This is a genomic window from Nonomuraea roseola (assembly GCF_039535395.1).
Taxonomy (GTDB): domain Bacteria; phylum Actinomycetota; class Actinomycetes; order Streptosporangiales; family Streptosporangiaceae; genus Nonomuraea; species Nonomuraea roseola.
In genome coordinates, this window is sequence record NZ_BAAAXC010000015.1 from 1,911,587 (window position 1) to 1,928,161 (window position 16,575).

Sequence of the window (16,575 nt, forward strand, 5' to 3'; positions counted from 1 at the left end):
GAGAGGCGGTCTTCCCCTGTCCGTGAGTCCCCGCGAGTCCCCCCTGTTCTCCAGTCGTACTGGCACGCGAGTGGCACGTCACCTACGACTCTTGATCGCTGCCTCAATACGTAGCCCAATTCCGACGGTCGCGAAGATGAGCGCTCCAAGGAGGGCGTTAGTTGTGAGCTCTTCTTCAATGATGAAGCCGAGGATGGGAACTGCTGCGCTCAGGGCAAGAGCTGCGTTCCCCCACCCGTCCACTGGTTGGTTGCCGTCAGTTGCCTTCCCCTGACGTGCGGCAGGATCTTCTTGTTCACTCATGCGCTGAGCCTCCCATTGGTGTGTGAGGCCAGCAAAGGGATAGACCACGCGTACGCACGCCCCTTCACGCCGGATCTTCCCGTCTGCCTCGTCCCACCCGGAGGGACAACAGCTCGGGGACGGAGGGTCAAGGCCGTCTTCGCGTGTACGTCAGCCGGTAGACGTTCCTCGGCCATGGGATGCCAACGGTCACAGACGGCCTTGATCCGGAGGAGTCGAGATGTTGGGCTCGCCCGGGACGCGGCAGACGGGAAGATCCGGCTTCCACCTCAACTACCTATGGCCTTCGTGGTGCAACGTCGATCACCCCGGAGCCGAGTACCCCCGCCAGAGGCACAGTGATGTAACGGATCTCGATTACTCAATACGTCTCCTATCGAGGGTGCTATCCCTCGGAGGGAATGGACGGTGTCGAGTTTTCGGAGGTCTTGTGTCCGAAGCGTTGTGGGGCAAGCTGATCGACATGGTTCCAGCTGTACTCTGGGTGGTTTTTGCATTCGTGGTGTATTTGGGCTTACGGAAACCACTCAGGGAAGCCCTACCGCGAATGACGAGGATCGGGGCGTTAGGTGTTGTCGAGGTCGAGTTCACAGAGGTTGAGCGACTGCTGACCAAGGCTGTCGAAAGCAGCAGTCAGGAGGAGACAGAGCCGCTGGTCAGTCGTGCAGATCGTCAGGCGGTTATCCGAAGGCTGGACCATGCGGCCGTGTATCTCAAGGGTGGCCGGATACTTTGGGTGGATGATCTCCCAGGGGGTAATTCATACCTGACCGCACTATTCAGGCAGCTGGGCATGGTGGTAGACGAGGTCACTTCAACGGATGAAGCTTTGGCGCACCTCAACCGGAATGCATACGACCTCGTGATCAGCGACATCCATAGAGAGATGGATGGTCAGGCTGGGATCAAGATGCTCCACACCTTCCGTGCGAGAGGTATCAACCTGCCGGTTGTAATCCACGCGGCGCGGTTTGATCCCACGCTGGGCGTCGACCCTATGATCTTCGGCGGCACGAATCGTGTCGATGACGTGGTGCACTACGTGATCGATGTCATGGAACGAGTACGGCTGGGAGATGGCTGATGCGATAGGCGGCCCGAGTGGGGGCTGCGCGCGAGAACGGCCCCCAGGCCGCAAGCGCAGCGTGCGGCCTGCAAGCGCGGGCCGCACGGCGGCGCGCAGCGCCGCCGCTTGATCCCTATGAGAACAATTCGGCAATGCAGCGGCCACGCCTGTCACTAGTGGCTCAATCCAGAAGCTCAGGGCGGCGGCTGGTGAGGGCGCGGCGAGCTGTCACGAACCGCTCGTGGAACATGAGCGGGCCGACCTGTCGGCGTCCGGGTTCAGGTCTGTCGCATGGTGATGAAGGCTTCCCTGACAGTGGCGAACGCGCGGAGCTGTTGAGTGGCGCCGTCGTGGTAGGGATTGGCCCGCAGGACCGACAGGACGGAACCGTGGGCCCGGGCCAGCACGAGCGGGCAGTCAAGTGCCTGGAGCCTGGCCGCCAGCTCGGCCAGGGCGTCGGCGGCCGTGGCGTCCACGTAGAAGACCGCCTCCGCGTCCATGATCATGCATCGAGGGCGCGGCTCGGCGGTGGTGACCAGATTGAGCATTCGCTGCTTGATCCGCCTGGCGTTGGCGAAGAACAGCGGCGCGTCGATGCGATAGATGAGGATCTCCGGATGGGGTGAGGTGCCTTCGGTGATCTCGCGGGGGTCCTGGTTGTCTCCGTCGATGGCGAGCAGGGCGTCATGCGGCCGGGCGGTGCGGCGTAGCAACTGGCCCACCGACAGGAGCGCGGCGACGATCAGGCCCCGGAGTACGCCGAAGGCCAGCACGCCGGCCAAGGTGACGAGCGCGAACACGCTCTCGGCGCGCCAGCCATGCCACAGCCGCTGGAAGCCGGTGACGTCGATGAGCTTGGGCGCGCCGGCCATGACGATGGCGGCCAGCACCGCCATCGGGAGCAGCGCGATCAACGGGCCGCCGCTGACCAGGACGAACATGACGATGCCTGCGGTGATGAGCTGGAAGAGCTGGGAATGCGCGCCGGCGCGGGCTGCCATGGTGCGGCTGGTGCTGGCCATGGGAGGGAAACCTCCGAGCGCGCCGGTGGCGATGCTCGCCGCGCCCAGAGAGGCGGTCTCCCTGTACAGGGCGATGCGGCGGCCGACGTCGGCTTCCGTCTGCCGGACAGCGCTGACAGTCTCGATCGAGGCGATGAAGGCCATGCCCAGGGCCGGTATCACCAGGGCGGACAGGTCGTCCCAGCTCACCCGAGGCAGTCCTGCGGGTGTCGGCAGGCCGCCTGAGACTGTGCCGACCACGGCAAGGCCCCGGTCGGCCAGGCCCGCCGCCGCCGAGATCGCGATCGCCGCGAGGCAGACGGCCAGGCCGGCAGGCACTCGGGACAGAAGACGCTTGAGCAGGACGAGCGCGATGAGGGCGCCCACGCCCATCATCGCGGTCAGTGGTTGCGCCTTCTGCACGTGCGTGAGCGCGTACCAGAGTTTGGCGATCGGGTCGGGGTGAGGTGTCGGGATGCCGAGGAGGGGTCCCACTTGTCCCGCCAGCATCTGGATGCCCACGCCCGCGAGGTAGCCGAGCATGACCGGCGAGGACAGGAATTCAGCGATGCCCTGGAGCCGCAGTACGGCTCCCAGCAGGCACCACAGGCCTACCAATATCGACAGGGCCGCCGTCAGCGCGGCCGCTCTGCCCGGGTCACCGCCCGCACGATCCTGCACCGTGGTGAAGGTCAGCAGCGCCATGGTCGACGACGCTCCGACCGCGACGAAGCGCGTGGCGGTCAGCAGGGCGAACACGATCGCGGAGCCCATGGCGGTGTAGAGCCCCACGGCTGGGTTCAGGCCGGCCAGAGCGCCGTAGGCCAGGCCTGTCGGCAGCAGGGTCACCGCCATCGACAGGGCGATCACGACATCGGCGCGCGCCGAGCGTGCCGAATACTGACGCAACTGGCCGAGCAGCGGTATCACGTCCGCCATGGGAGCCCGAGGGGCATCCATTCGACGACTCCTCACCCAGCTGGAGCGGAAAGTCCATCATGCGATCAGCGCCGGCCGCCGCTCACCCGACACGACTGGGTTCCAGCGTAAAAACCCCACCTCAACCCGCAGCATCTCCGGCGTCGGAATTGTCCTGTTCAAGAGACTGATGGCGGTTAGCAATGATCCGTCAGTTGATCGGGTGAGGCTCGTCCTATCAGGGGAGACCGTCTTGAGGTGGCTTTCGGCTTACCGAACAGACAGGAGAGCGCGATGAGTCACACACCAGACGAGTGGCGCAGGAACCTGCCCATACCCGATACCGCCCCGATCGGGTTCACCGCCCAGGACATCAGGGACCAGGAACCCGCCTTCGACAAGAGGCGGCCGCTACGCCCGCCGGGGAACGCGCCCAACGTGGTGATCATCCTCATCGACGACATGGGATTCGGCGGGTCGTCGGCCTTCGGCGGGCCGTGTGAGATGCCCGCGGCCGAACGACTGGCCGCCCAGGGGCTGAAGTACACCCGCTTCCACACCACCGCGCTGTGCTCGCCGACCAGGCAGTCCCTGCTCACTGGCCGCAACCACCATTCGGTCGGGATGGGCGCCATCACCGAACTCGCGACCACCGCTCCCGGCTACACCGGTATCCGCCCCCACAGCGTCGCGACCATCGCCCACATCCTGAAGTACAACGGCTACAACACCGCCGCCTTCGGCAAGATGCACCAGACGCCCGCCTGGGAGACCAGCCCGTCGGGGCCGTTCGACCGCTGGCCGGTCGGCGACGGGTTCGAGAAGTTCTACGGCTTCCTCGGCGGTGAGACCAACCAGTGGGAACCGACCCTTTTCGATGGCACCTCACCCGTGCAGCCGCCGCGCACCCCCGAGCAGGGTTACCACCTGTCGGAGGATCTCGTCGACCAGATGATCGCCTGGATACAGGCCCAGCAGTCACTCACCCCCGACAAGCCGTTCTTCTGCTACCTCTCCTTTGGTGCCACGCATGCCCCGCATCACGTGGCACCCGAGTGGCGCGAGCCGTACCAGGGCCGCTTCGACGACGGCTGGGACGCCCTGCGCGACCGGACGCTCGCCCGCCAGAAGGAACTGGGCGTCGTGCCCCAAGAGGCCGAACTGGCACCATGGCCAGCCGAGGCCCCCCACTGGGACCAGCTCTCCGACCTGCAAAAGCGGGTCGCGACCGCGCTCATAGAGAACTACGCCGGCTTCGCCGCCCACACCGACCACCAGGTTGGCAGGCTCATCGACGCGCTCACCGAGATGGGCGTGCTGGACGGCACCCTGCTGTTCTACGAGCTGGGCGACAACGGCGCCTCGGCCGAAGGCGGGCTGGACGGCACGACCAACGAGCTCTTCACGCTGAACGGCCTGCAGGACACCCTCGAGAGCGTCGCCGCCGGCCTCGACAAACTCGGCGGCCCAGAGTCGTATCCGCACTACCCATTCGGGTGGGCGCTGGCGATGGACACGCCGTACCAATGGACCAAGCAGGTGGCCTCGCACTACGGCGGCACCCGCAACGGCCTGATCGTGCACTGGCCCTCAGGGATCGAGACAGGCGGCGGGATCCGCAACCAGTGGCACCACGTCATCGACGTCGTGCCGACGATCCTGGAGGTGACCGGGCTGCCCGAGCCGTACTCCGTCGACGGCGTCGCACAGCGGCCGATCGAGGGCGTCAGCATGCGCTACAGCTTCGCCGACGCCGACGCTCCCGAACGGCACACCACGCAGTACTTCGAGATGTTCGGCAACCGCGGCATCTACCACCTGGGCTGGACCGCGGTAACCCGCCACCGCATCCCCTGGCAGCCGGGGGACCAGAAAACGCGGGCCTTCGACGACGACGTCTGGGAACTCTACGACACCAACACCGACTGGACACAGGCCCGCGACCTCGCCGAACAGGAGCCGGGCAGGCTGGCCCGGCTGAAGGAGCAGTTCCTCATCGAGGCCGCCAAGTACCAGGTGTTCCCGCTGGACGACCGCCTCTCAGAGCGGTTCAACCCCGATATCGCCGGCCGTCCCGACCTGCTCGGCGACCGCACCTCGATGACGCTGCACGCCGGGATGAAACAGCTGCTCGAGAACACCGTGCCCAACGTCAAGAACAAGTCGCACTCGATCACCGCGGAGATCGAGGTACCCGACGGCGGCGCCAACGGCGTGATCATCGTGCAGGGCGGTCGGTTCGGCGGGTGGGCGCTCTACCTTCACGAGGGCTGCCTGACCTACTGCTACAACTATCTCGGCAAGGAGCGGTACTTCCTGCGCGCGCCCGAACCGCTCGCCGCCGGGCGGCACGTCGTCCGCTACGAGTTCACCTACGACGGAGGAGGGGTCGGCCAGGGCGGGACCGGGCTGCTGACCGTGGACGATGCCAAGGTCGCCGACGGGCGCATCGAGAAGACGGTGCCGCACATGTTCTCCGCCGACGAGACGCTGGACATCGGCATCGACACCGCCTCGCCGGTGAGCGAGGACTACGCCGCCGGTGACAGCGCCTTCACCGGCACGATCGCCTATGTCCGCATCGACATCGGCCAGGACGACCACAGCCATCTGGAGAGCGCCGAGCAGCGTCATCACCGGTTGATGGCCAAGCAGTAACCGACCAGGCACCGGCCTCGCGCCGTGGATCTCGCCTTTCTCGACCATGAGCGGACCTGGTTGGTCTGCACGTCTTGAAACCTCGGCGCGGGCCTCTTCCACCACATGGTTGTCGACTCGCCGGGCCGGTCGCCAAGAGGGGATGCCATGGCCTCATCGTCGCGGTTTCGGCAAATTCCACACGCCGAGCCTCCGCCTGACGCTCCTATGTCAACGGGTGGGCGGCTGTAGATCGTTTAGGGTCAGCGTGTGCGTGTTCGCCAATATGTCTACTTCGCCCTGAAGAGCGAGACCAGGAAACCACGGAGATCACAGCTCGGATTGGGCTTGAGCCGGACGAGACCACAGTCCGCGGCAGCCGGACAGCAGAGCCGCCCCGTCCCGTTGCGCATGCATGGAAGATCGTGTGTCGCGAGCCGGGGCTGACGGTCGATGAGATGATCGCTCACCTGATCGATCGGGTTGAACCGTTCAGCCAGGCCATTGGCCAGTTGGCGGAGGAACTGAACCAGGGCCAGGGTGATGATGGTTCGTGTGCAGTTCTGCAGGTGGTCCGTTACCTCGACGACGAGGATGGCGAGGAAGAGGACTTGTGCTCGCCCCAGCGGGGCTTTGAGAAGATAGCGGGGCAGCATCAACTGCTCGGCTGGCATCTGGACCGCCGAGTGCTGTACTTCTTGATCTCGACCCGCGCTGAGCTGGACGTGGACGAATACGGGTGACGGCTCCTGTTCAGCAGAGGTCTGCTGCCTTCCAGATCTTCGTCAGGGAGCCGGCTGTTCAACCACGACGTGTGCGGTCTGGTCCTGGACGAGGGCTCGATAGATCACATCTGACAGGTGCCGTTTCCACCTCAGCCCCTGACCGCCTGGTGCTCATCGCGATCATCTCGGAGCCTGAGGCCCCCGCCGGAGGCATCGGCTTTCAGGCAGTCCCAGGACGGCCGGGGTTCAGCAGTCGGCGCCAATGCGAAGCACCCAAATGGCCGCGTAGCGGTTGAGGCCGGTAGCGGGAGCGCTTGCCTTGTCGGAACGTTCATGAGACCGACCCGGACACCTTCTCGCACCTGTTCTCCAGGTTGGCCAGGAAGGCGGGCCTCGGTCACCGGCATCCGCACGAGCTGCGCCACTCCGGCGCCTCGCTCATGCTCGCCCAGGGCACTCCGCTGCACGTCGTCTCCGAAGTGCTCGGCCACGCCGGCATCGCGATCACGAAGGATGTCTACGGGCATCTGCTGGAGGGCGAGAGGCGCGCGGCAACGGAGGCCATTTCGACCGCCCTCCTGGGGAAACAGTCTCCGGTGGCTCCCAAGGTGGCTCCCGACGGCGGGGAAGACACCGGATGAAGCACCGAAACGACAAGGCCCCTGATGGCGTAATGCCAGTTCAGGGGCCTTGTCGTTTGCAGATCCGACGTGGGGAATCGAACCCCAAACCTTCTGTTTACAAGATTCTCTGTGACTGTCCAACGGCGTCCGCTGCCATCCCTCCGGCCCTGGTCAGCGGCCTGTTCGCAAGATCCCGGTCCACCAGCGTCCACGGCTGTTCGGGGGCGTTGTTAGCACCCGCGTTAGCAAGATCACCTAATCTGATGCTCTTCGGGGAGTGGATCGCGGCCGGTGCTCACGTCTCTACCTCGGGTCGAGTGCGCGCGTCATCCAGATCGTGTTGCCGCGCGTTCGGCGTTCTCGGTGATGCGGCCGCTTCGGTAGAAATCGAGCTTCTCGAGGACGCGGAACGAGGGTGTGTTCCACTCCCACACGGTCGCCCAGAGTCGTCGACGTCCTGTTCGAGTCGCGGCTTCGACGACCGCACGGGCGGCTTCTGTCGCGTAACCATGGCCGTGAGCTCGTTGTGCCAGCTCATACGCGATCTCAGGTTCGTCGAGAGATCCTTGACCGACAGTCAATCCGCAGTACCCAATGAACTCACCGGTGTCTCGCAGCTCGATCGGCAGCAACCCGAGCCCCGGATCCGCCGCCAGCGGATTGTTAAGGAGCCAGCCGCGGATGTCCTCGACCGTCGGGCGTCCCTCGGCGTCGATCCGCCGTATCGGCGGCACTCGTGGATCCCGCTCAAGCCATAACCCGCGGTACTCCTCGGCATCCGACGGCACCCACCGCCGCAACCGCAGCCGCTCGGTCACCAGCTCCGCCGGTAGATCCTCATAGGTCCCACCCGACCAACCTAACCCGGTGCTGGCCAAGACCGGAAAACGACTGCAAGAGGCGGACGTAGAGCTTCTCAACTGCGTCCGCCTTTGTCGATCGTCATCGATCTCACGTCGGCTCTAGTCGTGTTCACGATTTGTTCGCCGCAACCAGGCCGGCACGAGGACGCCAACCACACCCACCAGATACGGGCCCAGCATCCTTCGGTGCAGCTCCAGAGCTCCCCCGGTGGGTTCAGCGTCCACCTTCGTCCAGGGATATGTGAGACCGTTGTTAGCAACCGCGTTAGCAAGATCATGCTGACGAACCGCCCCTGTCCGGTCGCTGAGGGCCTTGGCTTGTGAGCAGGCTTCTCATCTTTCGCATTTCCGGTGTTGTCCAAACTGATCTTTGGATCATCCGTGGCATCGGGAGGCCCAGGCGCGTTCCAACAGCCGTCGTCTGTGTGCTGTATCAAGGAGATCAGGCATCTGATCCCCTCCACGCATTGGGGCCGGTATGGACGGTGGCATCGTAGCGATTCTCACTGGGCTTGTCGGGGTAGCGGGCACACTCGGTGGCGCGCTAGTCGGCAGACGAGGTGCGGTCAAAGTGGCGTCGGTGACAAGCGATTCCAACCACGAGTTGGCGCGCCAGGCGGCCCGCCGCCAGGCTTACGCTGCGCTCGGCACGGCCGCGTTTCGGTTCGGACGCAAGGTCGCTGACATCCAACAGATCATGGACAGGCGCTGGGCTGGATCGCGTCCTACTCACGTACCCGTGCCGGCCGAGGAGTACGCGGCACTGGACGCTTGCCTGGACGAGGTAGCACACACCGCCATCAGCGTTCAACTACACGGACCGGGCGAGCTTGTTGATATGGCTTGGGACGTCTACTTCGCTTGTCAACGTGCCGAAAGGGCTCTCGCAAAATACGGGGTAGTCGGTCGGCCCAAGCTGGACGAGATCAGAGAGGCACTGGATGCCGCCACGATGGAGGCGTCCCGGGCGCGCGGAATCTTTTTGAGCAACGGACGTGCCCACCTGGAGGGAAAGCCGGTGCCGCTTCAGGGCGAGCCGACCCTGCAACCCGCATACGACGGCGACCGGGCTCAAGGCTAGCGCGGCTCCAGTTGGTGGACCGCGGCGCTTACCAAGCAGCATCCCAGCGCGTCACGGACATCAACCACAGTTCATCCGGTGGCAAGCCGACCCGGAGCACAGGGCCGCCAGGCCCGAGCACCGGAAGCGGCGCGGCAGCATGACCGTCCACTTTTCAGGTGTAGTAACTCCCTGCTCGGCTGATCGGAACCGTGGTCAGACGCGTGTGGACGGTGGCGCGGATACGTCGGTGTGTGGGGACGTTGCTGTCAGCGCTACTGTCACCTCAGCCATAGCCACCTGATGCCGGGGCCCGACGAAGGAAGTCTTCGGCGTCGATCGCCCCAGCCACTGACGGTGAATAGAGAAGTGAGCGATCTTCTCGGCCCTGCCCAGGGCCGTCAGCCGGAGCACCGTAAGCGGAGCCAACTACCACTATCTGCCTTTGCGGCTGAGCAATCATGACTTGAGATCGAAAGGCGATCGAGGTGCGCGTAGAGCTCGCTGTGCTGTCTCCATATTTGAAGTCAGCGCAATGACAGACTGTCACGAGCATAGCTACACATGACATAGCCACTAATCTCCTGACACGCCCGTACCGTACAGCTTATTCTCAGCGCATCAGCCGTTCGCTCGCGAGGGAGCCATCCAGTGGGTCTGAGACTCAAGGACATATTGAGACGGTGGCGCGATCGAATGATCTATCCATACAGCCGTGAGGCTCGCACGACCGGTGTGCTCCCCGGCGACCTTCGGCCACCTCCATCATCCCCAGTTGTCCGAGCACACCTTGCCGATGCACGCAGATGCCTGGCTGAAGCCGCCACATCCCGCACTCCGGCCACCCGTTATGTCAGCGCTCACCTGGCTGCTCTGCGGGCCGCTGCAGCAATCCTCGCCAGCCACCCCCGGCCTCAAGGGAATCGCGCCAGGCTACGCAGCGCCTGGGAACTGCTTCCTCTTGTTCAACCTGACCTAGCTGAATGGGCTGCCTATTTTTCGGTATCCGCCGCGAAGCGGGCGGCGGCCGAGGCTGGCATGGTCCGTCACATAACTGCTAGCGAAGCTGATGATCTGCTTGCCGAGGCTGAAACCTTCGTCGCAAGCGTGGAGTCGCTCCTTATTCGGGGCGAGTCGGAACGCCATATCCCCCCTCAGGGTTTCGATCTCTTGTCTATGGGGGCGGATGAACATGCGCGGGAAGCCGCAGTGAGCCTGGTCGGTGGCCTCGACTACCTCTTCAGACGGCTCGGCCCGCCTCCACCTCACCTTTCAGACGAGCGCGAACCACTATTGCAGGGGGACGGGGGAGCCAACCGATGACGGCCGATCCTCTCGACAGAGGGCCCACGGGCCTGGAAATAGCAACGCAATGGGCCCAGCTCCCTGCCGAGCATCTCACTCCTGCCCTCAAGGCTCTTGAACCCGTGCTTAGGCGAGAGCATCAGTACCGGATGGCGGTGCTTGCGGCGCGAACCCAAGAGGTCCATGACCGCCGAGGGTACGTTCTCCATCTCGTTGGGGTTGGCGCAGGACTGGTCGTCGCTGTCGCGATGCTTGCCGCCGCGGTGGCTCTCGCGGTGAATGGCCACACATGGTTCGCACTCGCGCTCACGGGGCCGAGTGTGTTCGCCCTAGTGAAGATCTTCGTGCTTCGGCACGCGACCGCAGGCGACATCAAACAGTTGAGAATGGCCCAATCGTCTCCGCAGCCGCCAGCTATCCCTCCCGCGACAGAGCCAGGAGTACCTCCACTAGTATGATCACCTCGTACGCCGTCGACCCACCGCGAAGCGGCAGCGGGCCGGGGACCCCGCGCATCTGGGTCCACGACACAAGACGTACCTGCGCCTCACTCCTGGCTCGGAGGGCTTCATCCGTCACAGGCGCCTTCAAAGCACACCGCCTGATAATGCCGCCGCCCGGATATCGCGGCTGACATGCTCCTCGTACGGGCATGGCAAAGGCCCTCCGGGATCATCCCGGAGGGCCTTTGACCTGGAGCGTGGCCGAGAGGACTCGAACCCCTAACCTTCTGATCCGTAGCCGGGTCATGGTCGTCCACAGGTGTCCATGTCCGTCTGCCTGCCCAGCTCGCGCCTCGGGTCACCAGGGCACCGATCCAGGTCCGTCCAAGGTTATCCAGGACCGTTGTTAGCAACCGCGTTAGCAAGATCGCCCCCGCCGGTGGCTGGGTATCGAAGTCGGTGATCGTCACGGTCTCAACCCCGTTCGTCGGTGCAGCGAACAACACCGCTCTAAGGAGAGAGTGGGATGGATGGACACTTCGCCCAGGCTGACCTGCACGAAACACAGTGATGATCTCGTTCGGCAAGTTTGAACATCCCGCACATGTCCCGCGTCGTCCGCCTAGCTACGGTCACCACATCATCCGATGGCAAGCCGACCCGGAGCGCAGGGCCGTCAGGCCCGAGCACCGGAAGCGGCGCGGCAGTCTTCACGGCAATCCACCTCAGGGAGATCAGAGAGTTCCTGCCAACACTCAACCGAGTTTTGGCACCTCACCTCTCCACCTCGTCGCTGTCAGATCTTTCGTTTATGGAGTTCATCATTGCATGGATTATGGATGCACCCGATTTCCTTGCTTGAGCGGTTCCCTTGCTTGGGCCATCAGTTGAAGCAGGTAGCAAATCGAGCTCAACAGCTCTACGTTTTGCCTCCTCTAGTCCCGTGAAAAAATCCGCAGGATTGTCATAGGATTCAATGTATTTCATCACCTCGTCGGGATAAACATCTTCAAGCAGGGTGACTGACCGAGGAGTGTTGATAGCATCAATCCACTGCTGAGCAATCGTCCGCAGAACAGTCTCAACGACTTCGGGGGTATCGAGTCTTATAAAGTAATATAGATCATGTTGATCTATCAGATCTTGTGCGTACAGTGCACCTGACCAGTTTTCAACACACTCTCGCCTGATCCATTTATCCATTGAGTCAGAAAGCATTCTCATGGTTTCGAGAACCTTCGGCGCCTCCCAGTGATTTTCTTCAAGCAATATCGCTACGTTTAGATATTCGCAAACCTTATCGATCGAGCTTAATTCCCAGGCGGAAAGGTTGATAGCCTCTAGCTCGATAATTGACGCACCGATCCAGTCGGCCAGTTCTTCCAAATTGTAGTAATGTGCGATCTCAAGTGCCGTGACCGCGTTACCAAGGAGCTCCTCGTCTTCTTGATTTCCAGTGAGAAGGCCATGCCACAAGGTTGGCGGCTTTTTCATAGTTCTCATACACGCAGCGACTAGCTCAGAAAGATGGGGCGTGAGAAAGTCGGGGCGGGACTCCACAAACCGCACCTGCGCGATGCTGTAGATCGCGGAAATCTGCTCAAAGTACTCTGCGCATTTCAGGAGGGCATCAATTACCAATGGACTACGCTTAACGTAGCCCTGCATATAGTCCCTAATGGATGGGTTGTGAAACTCGACCCAAGAGTCGGATTCGACACTTGGGGATTTAATCATGGTCCCATTTAGAAGCTTTAACGCTTTGGTGAAGGCGCGCGAGTTGGCTACGTTCCCGAGCATGGTAGTGCAGGCGGTGAAGGAACTTTCCAGCTCTGAAAGGGCGACTGGTTGCTTCAAGGTGAGGAGCACGCTCAGAAGAATTGCACAGTCCGGCTCCAGCTGGTTATTTATGATATGATCCCACAGCAAATCGGGCCTATCCAGCGTTCTCCGCAGCCTGGCGGAAGCGGTTCGGCCATCCTCGCTGAGGGTTTTCGAGACGGCCAAGCTCTGTTGAATTAGACGTGGATTGAAGTTGTGGTGGTCTAAGATCTCTTTGTAGGTCTGCTCGCTTCCGAGATTTGCCCGCTCCGCCGCACTTAGCCCGGAGAAATACAAATGGTTGTAGAAAATCCTTGCCCGCACCTCATCGGTGTAGTCGTCCAATGAGATTGCGCAACTGGCCGGGTCGAAATCATATAGTGCAACACGCTCGTATTCTAGGCGCGCTTGCTGAAGGAGATATTCACGAGTCGTGAGAATTAGGCGCTTATTGGAGAATCGATGGACACGCTCTATGAGCCGTAGCAAACGGTTGTCTTCATTCTTGGATAGGCCATCGGCAAGTATACTGCTGCCCAAGAAGTCATCATAGTAAAAAACTTGGGGAGCACTATCGTCCCAAACGGCATATATCTCATCCACGCTTCTGCTGATTTCCGCAACCTGATAACCCTCCTGCATATACGCCGCGATTAGCATATGCGCAAGAGTGGTTTTCCCGATGCCTGGCATGCCAGTTATCAGACAGAAGTGATGCCGTTCGAGAACGGTAGCCGATCGACTAAAGACGTCGCTCGTAGCAAATGTTTTCGCGGACTCTGCAATATCTTCTCCGAGGTGCGCGGACCGCGCGAGCGTGTCGCGATTAAGGATTGATTGCAAGACCGCGGTACTGCTTAGCCATAGGCGAAAGTGGCGCTGGACCAAAGTCGGATTATTCCGTAGCTCGCTCACGACATCTTCTATGCCGAATATGTCTCCAGGGCCGTGCACATATGGATGGAGCAGATCTGCGAGCTTGTCCTTCATGCTTCGAGACATCCGGGACGAAGTCGCGAGAATATAGCGCTGCGGTTTGAGAGATTGTATCTTTGGAAGTTCTCGGTTCTTGATATGGCTTACTAGCGAACTCGCGTCAGATGACACCCAGTGCTTGCATTGAATTACTAGTTCAAGAGTCTGTGGAGAACTCTTTAGGCGAAGGTCAATTCCACCGTCGGGGCCGGGTGAAAATATTTCAAGATGAACCCCAAATTTTGATTCGAAAATGTCTTTGCAGAGCATCTCAAAGTCAAAATCCGTCAGTCGTCCGATATCGAATGAGTCCAATCTGGCTCCTTCGAAGAAGTGCGGCCTCTGGGGCAGTCTGGGCCAGCATACGACTGACGGCCTCTCCGCGTGGGCGGTGCTGGCCGCGACCGGCCGGAGAGCCGCAGCGCGGCCAGCGAGCGCCCGACGCGCAGGACGCCGTAGGCGGACTGCCTTGATGACGTGTAGATAGGTTGCTTTCACACGTGGTCATTGATCGGTGATCTTGAGGGGATGCGGCCTGGCGCTGGTCCATACGCGTTCGAAGCTGCTCAGGTAGACAGCCGCAGTGCCGGCTTCGGTGCCTGACTGAAGATGCGTGACCGGGGCTTGGGCAGCTGAGATGCCATACGCGTGGGTGTTGACGAGGATCTGGTTGTCGGCCCGGTAGATGGAGTTGTACAGAACCGTCCCGTGGAGGCGGACCTCGACGCCGGGGACGTCATGGAGAGGCTGGTAGAGCATGAGCGCGTTCCTGGTTCTGGCCGCCATAACGTCGGGACCGATGTGCTCGTCCGCCCCTCGGGCTGCAACCTCCGGGCTGTCAGGATCGCCCAGGAGCACGCGTACTTTTACCCCCACGCGGGCCCGCTGAGCGATCGTCAGCATGAGGCTGGTGTCCTCGGCGAGAAATAGCCCGCTGTAGGTCAGGATGTCGATCTCCCTGACTGCGCTGGCGAAGTGCTGTCGCCACACCGCTTGCGGTACGGCGTGACGGTGCGGATACACCGCTTGAATATCGCTGGAGATCGTTCGGCGGTACCCGGCTACCTCCGGCCATAGGTCGGCTTCGTCCACTTGGAGAACGTCGGCCACGGCCCACCGATGTCGCGGATAGGGAACACGGCCTTGCAGCCACCGCTCCACCGTCTTGGGGTCCACAGCCAGGCGCGCTGCAAGATCGGTCGCCTGGAGCCTGGCATTGGCGAGCGCGTAACGCAGGTGCTGGTTCATCCGGTCCGCTCCTCAAGCAAAACCGCCTGTTGCCAGGGACGCCAACACGAGACGTCCCTAGACGTCCCAGAGTTGCGGTGTAGAGATTCCTAACCTCTGGAGACCCTCGACGGACAAGCCCCACCACGTCGAAGGGACAGGCCCGATGGTGAACACCCGCCCCGACCAGCTCGTCTACCAAGAGCGACTGTTGACGGCCCTGCGCGACGAGTTGCGCGCTCGCACGATCCCGGCGGTCCTCGTCATCGCCGAAGGCGGACGGCCCGGCCTGGATGTCGTCGACAGTCGGTTCCGGACCCGCCGCGTCTTCGTGCACCTGGCGTTCTGCTGGTTCTACTGGGGTGACCAGCAGGATGAGCGGGTGACCTGCCTGCGTCTGCTGCCGCCGTTGAGCGCCTGGCGGAAGTCGTCGCGGACGGCTGGAACGAGGGCGAGCAAGGAGAGATCGGCGTCGACCTCAGCAAGATCGCCAACGCTCATCGTTCCTGATGCCGTGAGCATGCGCGAAGACCGGCTGGCGGGTCTACTGCCAGATCGCCGATGTGCTTCGGGAGCGCATCACCGCGGGCGAGTACCCGACGGGCACGCTGCCGTCTGAGGCGGAGTTGTGCACCGAATTCGGCGTCGCCCGCAACACCGCTCGGCGCGGCCTGGCCGTCCTGGAGGCCGAGGGCCTGATCGTGACCATCCCGGCCAAGGGACGCATGGTGTCGGGCACACGGGCCGCGCCGTACCGCTATCAAGAGATCGCCACCGACCTTCGCGGCCAGATCACCTCTGGGGCCCTCGCGCCCGGCGCCGCCGTACCGAGTGAGAGCGAGTTACGGCGGCGCTACGACGCCTCACGTAACACCGTGCGGCAGGCGCTAGCGGTGCTGGAGCGCGAGGGCCTCGTCATCACCCACCCGGGCAAGGGCCGGTTCGTCAGCGAAGGGTAAGTTTGGGACGTCCCGGGACGTCCCAAACTCATCCACTAGCTTCCCCTCCGGGCCCCCTGCCTATCGTGAACAGCATGAGACACGTTGCCTGGGCGCGAGGCCTGGCCAACCAGCTGCTGGAGCGTCCGCTGCCCCGCCGTTGGGAGCACTCGCGCGGGGTCGGCACACGAGGCGAAGAGATCGCCCTCATCCTCGGCGAGGACGCCGAACTCCTGGCCATGTCCGCCTGGCTGCACGACATCGGCTACGCCCCCGACCTCGTTGACACCGGGTTCCACCCGATCGACGGCGCGCGCTACTTGCGCGACGTTCACGGCGCCGACGAGCTGCTGTGCAAGCTGGTCGCCCACCACACCTGCGCCGCCATCGAGGCCGAAGACCGCGGTCTGCTCGACATCCTGGAGCGCGAGTTCCCGATGGAGCGTCCCGACCTGGTCGAGGCGCTCACCTTCTGCGACATGACCACCAGCCCCGACGGCGCCCCGGTAAAGGTAGAGGACCGGCTGGCCGAGATCAGCAGCCGCTCCGGCCCCGAGCATCTGGTCACCGGCACCATCCAGAAGGCAACCCCGTGCATCCTGTCCGCCGTCCACACGGTGAGGGAACGCCTTTACGCAGCCGATGTACGGCTTGTCTTCGCCAGTTAGGC

General features: G+C 62.8%; 14 protein-coding genes and 1 pseudogene. 8 read left to right on the forward strand and 7 right to left on the reverse strand.

All coding sequences use genetic code 11. From position 1 onward, the window contains the following. Nucleotides 1-78: 78 nt before the first annotated feature. The gene (locus ABFX55_RS32035; protein WP_346126403.1) at nucleotides 79-303 is read right to left on the reverse strand and encodes a hypothetical protein; all 225 of its coding nucleotides are present in this window, start codon (nucleotides 301-303) and stop codon (nucleotides 79-81) included. A 430-nt stretch (nucleotides 304-733) separates the two neighbouring features. On the opposite strand from ABFX55_RS32035, the gene ABFX55_RS32040 reads away from it, so the two are divergent. Beyond that, entirely contained in the window at nucleotides 734-1,387 is a 654-nt protein-coding gene (locus ABFX55_RS32040) for a response regulator (protein ID WP_346126404.1), read from the forward strand. Nucleotides 1,388-1,647: 260 nt separating this feature from the next. On the opposite strand, the gene ABFX55_RS32045 is transcribed toward ABFX55_RS32040, so the two are convergent. Beyond that, complete coding sequence (locus tag ABFX55_RS32045; RefSeq protein ID WP_346126405.1) at nucleotides 1,648-3,330, reverse strand: SulP family inorganic anion transporter; 1,683 nt, start codon at nucleotides 3,328-3,330, stop codon at nucleotides 1,648-1,650. A gap of 252 nt (nucleotides 3,331-3,582) precedes the next feature. Here ABFX55_RS32045 and ABFX55_RS32050 point away from each other — a divergent pair, with 252 nt between their 5' ends. The 3 genes from ABFX55_RS32050 (at nucleotide 3,583) to ABFX55_RS32060 (ending at nucleotide 7,291) form a co-directional block, all read left to right on the forward strand. Continuing rightward, the gene (locus ABFX55_RS32050) at nucleotides 3,583-5,946 is read left to right on the forward strand and encodes an arylsulfatase (RefSeq protein ID WP_346126406.1); all 2,364 of its coding nucleotides are present in this window, start codon (nucleotides 3,583-3,585) and stop codon (nucleotides 5,944-5,946) included. 320 nt (nucleotides 5,947-6,266) lie between these two features. After that, nucleotides 6,267-6,668: a DUF4279 domain-containing protein gene (locus ABFX55_RS32055; protein WP_346131328.1), complete on the forward strand. Its 402-nt coding sequence runs from the start codon at nucleotides 6,267-6,269 to the stop codon at nucleotides 6,666-6,668. Nucleotides 6,669-6,964: 296 nt separating this feature from the next. Then, entirely contained in the window at nucleotides 6,965-7,291 is a 327-nt protein-coding gene (locus tag ABFX55_RS32060) for a tyrosine-type recombinase/integrase (protein ID WP_346126407.1), read from the forward strand. A gap of 308 nt (nucleotides 7,292-7,599) precedes the next feature. Here ABFX55_RS32060 and ABFX55_RS32065 read toward each other — a convergent pair whose 3' ends face one another. Next, nucleotides 7,600-8,091 (reverse strand): GNAT family N-acetyltransferase, encoded by a 492-nt coding sequence (locus tag ABFX55_RS32065; protein WP_346126408.1) that lies wholly within the window; start codon nucleotides 8,089-8,091, stop codon nucleotides 7,600-7,602. A gap of 625 nt (nucleotides 8,092-8,716) precedes the next feature. Here ABFX55_RS32065 and ABFX55_RS32070 point away from each other — a divergent pair. Further along, on the forward strand, nucleotides 8,717-9,217 hold the full coding sequence (locus ABFX55_RS32070; protein ID WP_346126409.1) for a hypothetical protein: 501 nt from the start codon (nucleotides 8,717-8,719) through the stop codon (nucleotides 9,215-9,217). Nucleotides 9,218-9,892: 675 nt separating this feature from the next. Continuing rightward, nucleotides 9,893-10,519 carry an SAV_6107 family HEPN domain-containing protein gene (locus ABFX55_RS32075; protein WP_346126410.1) on the forward strand — a complete coding sequence of 209 codons (627 nt, stop codon included), beginning with the start codon at nucleotides 9,893-9,895 and terminating at the stop codon, nucleotides 10,517-10,519. A gap of 1,199 nt (nucleotides 10,520-11,718) precedes the next feature. Here ABFX55_RS32075 and ABFX55_RS32080 read toward each other — a convergent pair. The 4 genes and pseudogenes from ABFX55_RS32080 to ABFX55_RS32090 all read right to left on the reverse strand — a co-directional run bounded on the left by ABFX55_RS32080 (nucleotide 11,719) and on the right by ABFX55_RS32090 (nucleotide 15,468). After that, nucleotides 11,719-13,755, reverse strand: a complete 2,037-nt coding sequence (locus ABFX55_RS32080; protein ID WP_346126411.1) for an nSTAND3 domain-containing NTPase — start codon at nucleotides 13,753-13,755, stop codon at nucleotides 11,719-11,721. Between the two features lie 15 nt (nucleotides 13,756-13,770). Further along, nucleotides 13,771-14,238, reverse strand: a pseudogene (locus ABFX55_RS50025) (restriction endonuclease); the annotation flags it as partial. Between the two features lie 6 nt (nucleotides 14,239-14,244). Further along, nucleotides 14,245-14,988, reverse strand: coding sequence for a helix-turn-helix domain-containing protein (locus ABFX55_RS32085; RefSeq protein WP_346126412.1), 744 nt, complete (start codon nucleotides 14,986-14,988; stop codon nucleotides 14,245-14,247). 333 nt (nucleotides 14,989-15,321) lie between these two features. After that, nucleotides 15,322-15,468: a hypothetical protein gene (locus ABFX55_RS32090; RefSeq protein WP_346126413.1), complete on the reverse strand. Its 147-nt coding sequence runs from the start codon at nucleotides 15,466-15,468 to the stop codon at nucleotides 15,322-15,324. Nucleotides 15,469-15,521: 53 nt separating this feature from the next. Here ABFX55_RS32090 and ABFX55_RS32095 point away from each other — a divergent pair, with 53 nt between their 5' ends. Next, on the forward strand, nucleotides 15,522-15,926 hold the full coding sequence (locus ABFX55_RS32095; RefSeq protein WP_346131329.1) for a GntR family transcriptional regulator: 405 nt from the start codon (nucleotides 15,522-15,524) through the stop codon (nucleotides 15,924-15,926). A gap of 74 nt (nucleotides 15,927-16,000) precedes the next feature. Continuing rightward, nucleotides 16,001-16,573 carry an HD domain-containing protein gene (locus ABFX55_RS32100; RefSeq protein ID WP_346126414.1) on the forward strand — a complete coding sequence of 191 codons (573 nt, stop codon included), beginning with the start codon at nucleotides 16,001-16,003 and terminating at the stop codon, nucleotides 16,571-16,573. Nucleotides 16,574-16,575: the final 2 nt, after the last annotated feature.

Excerpts from the sequence above, each read along its gene's own strand:
- ABFX55_RS32035 (WP_346126403.1), bottom strand. The coding sequence starts at position 303 with ATGAGTGAACAAGAAGATCCTGCCGCACGTCAGGGGAAGGCAACTGAC.
- ABFX55_RS32045 (WP_346126405.1), bottom strand. The coding sequence starts at position 3,330 with ATGGATGCCCCTCGGGCTCCCATGGCGGACGTGATACCGCTGCTCGGC.
- ABFX55_RS32050 (WP_346126406.1), top strand. The coding sequence starts at position 3,583 with ATGAGTCACACACCAGACGAGTGGCGCAGGAACCTGCCCATACCCGAT.
- ABFX55_RS32075 (WP_346126410.1), top strand. The coding sequence starts at position 9,893 with ATGATCTATCCATACAGCCGTGAGGCTCGCACGACCGGTGTGCTCCCC.
- ABFX55_RS32080 (WP_346126411.1), bottom strand. The coding sequence starts at position 13,755 with ATGAAGGACAAGCTCGCAGATCTGCTCCATCCATATGTGCACGGCCCT.
- ABFX55_RS32085 (WP_346126412.1), bottom strand. The coding sequence starts at position 14,988 with ATGAACCAGCACCTGCGTTACGCGCTCGCCAATGCCAGGCTCCAGGCG.
- ABFX55_RS32090 (WP_346126413.1), bottom strand. The coding sequence starts at position 15,468 with ATGAGCGTTGGCGATCTTGCTGAGGTCGACGCCGATCTCTCCTTGCTC.
- ABFX55_RS32100 (WP_346126414.1), top strand. The coding sequence starts at position 16,001 with ATGAGACACGTTGCCTGGGCGCGAGGCCTGGCCAACCAGCTGCTGGAG.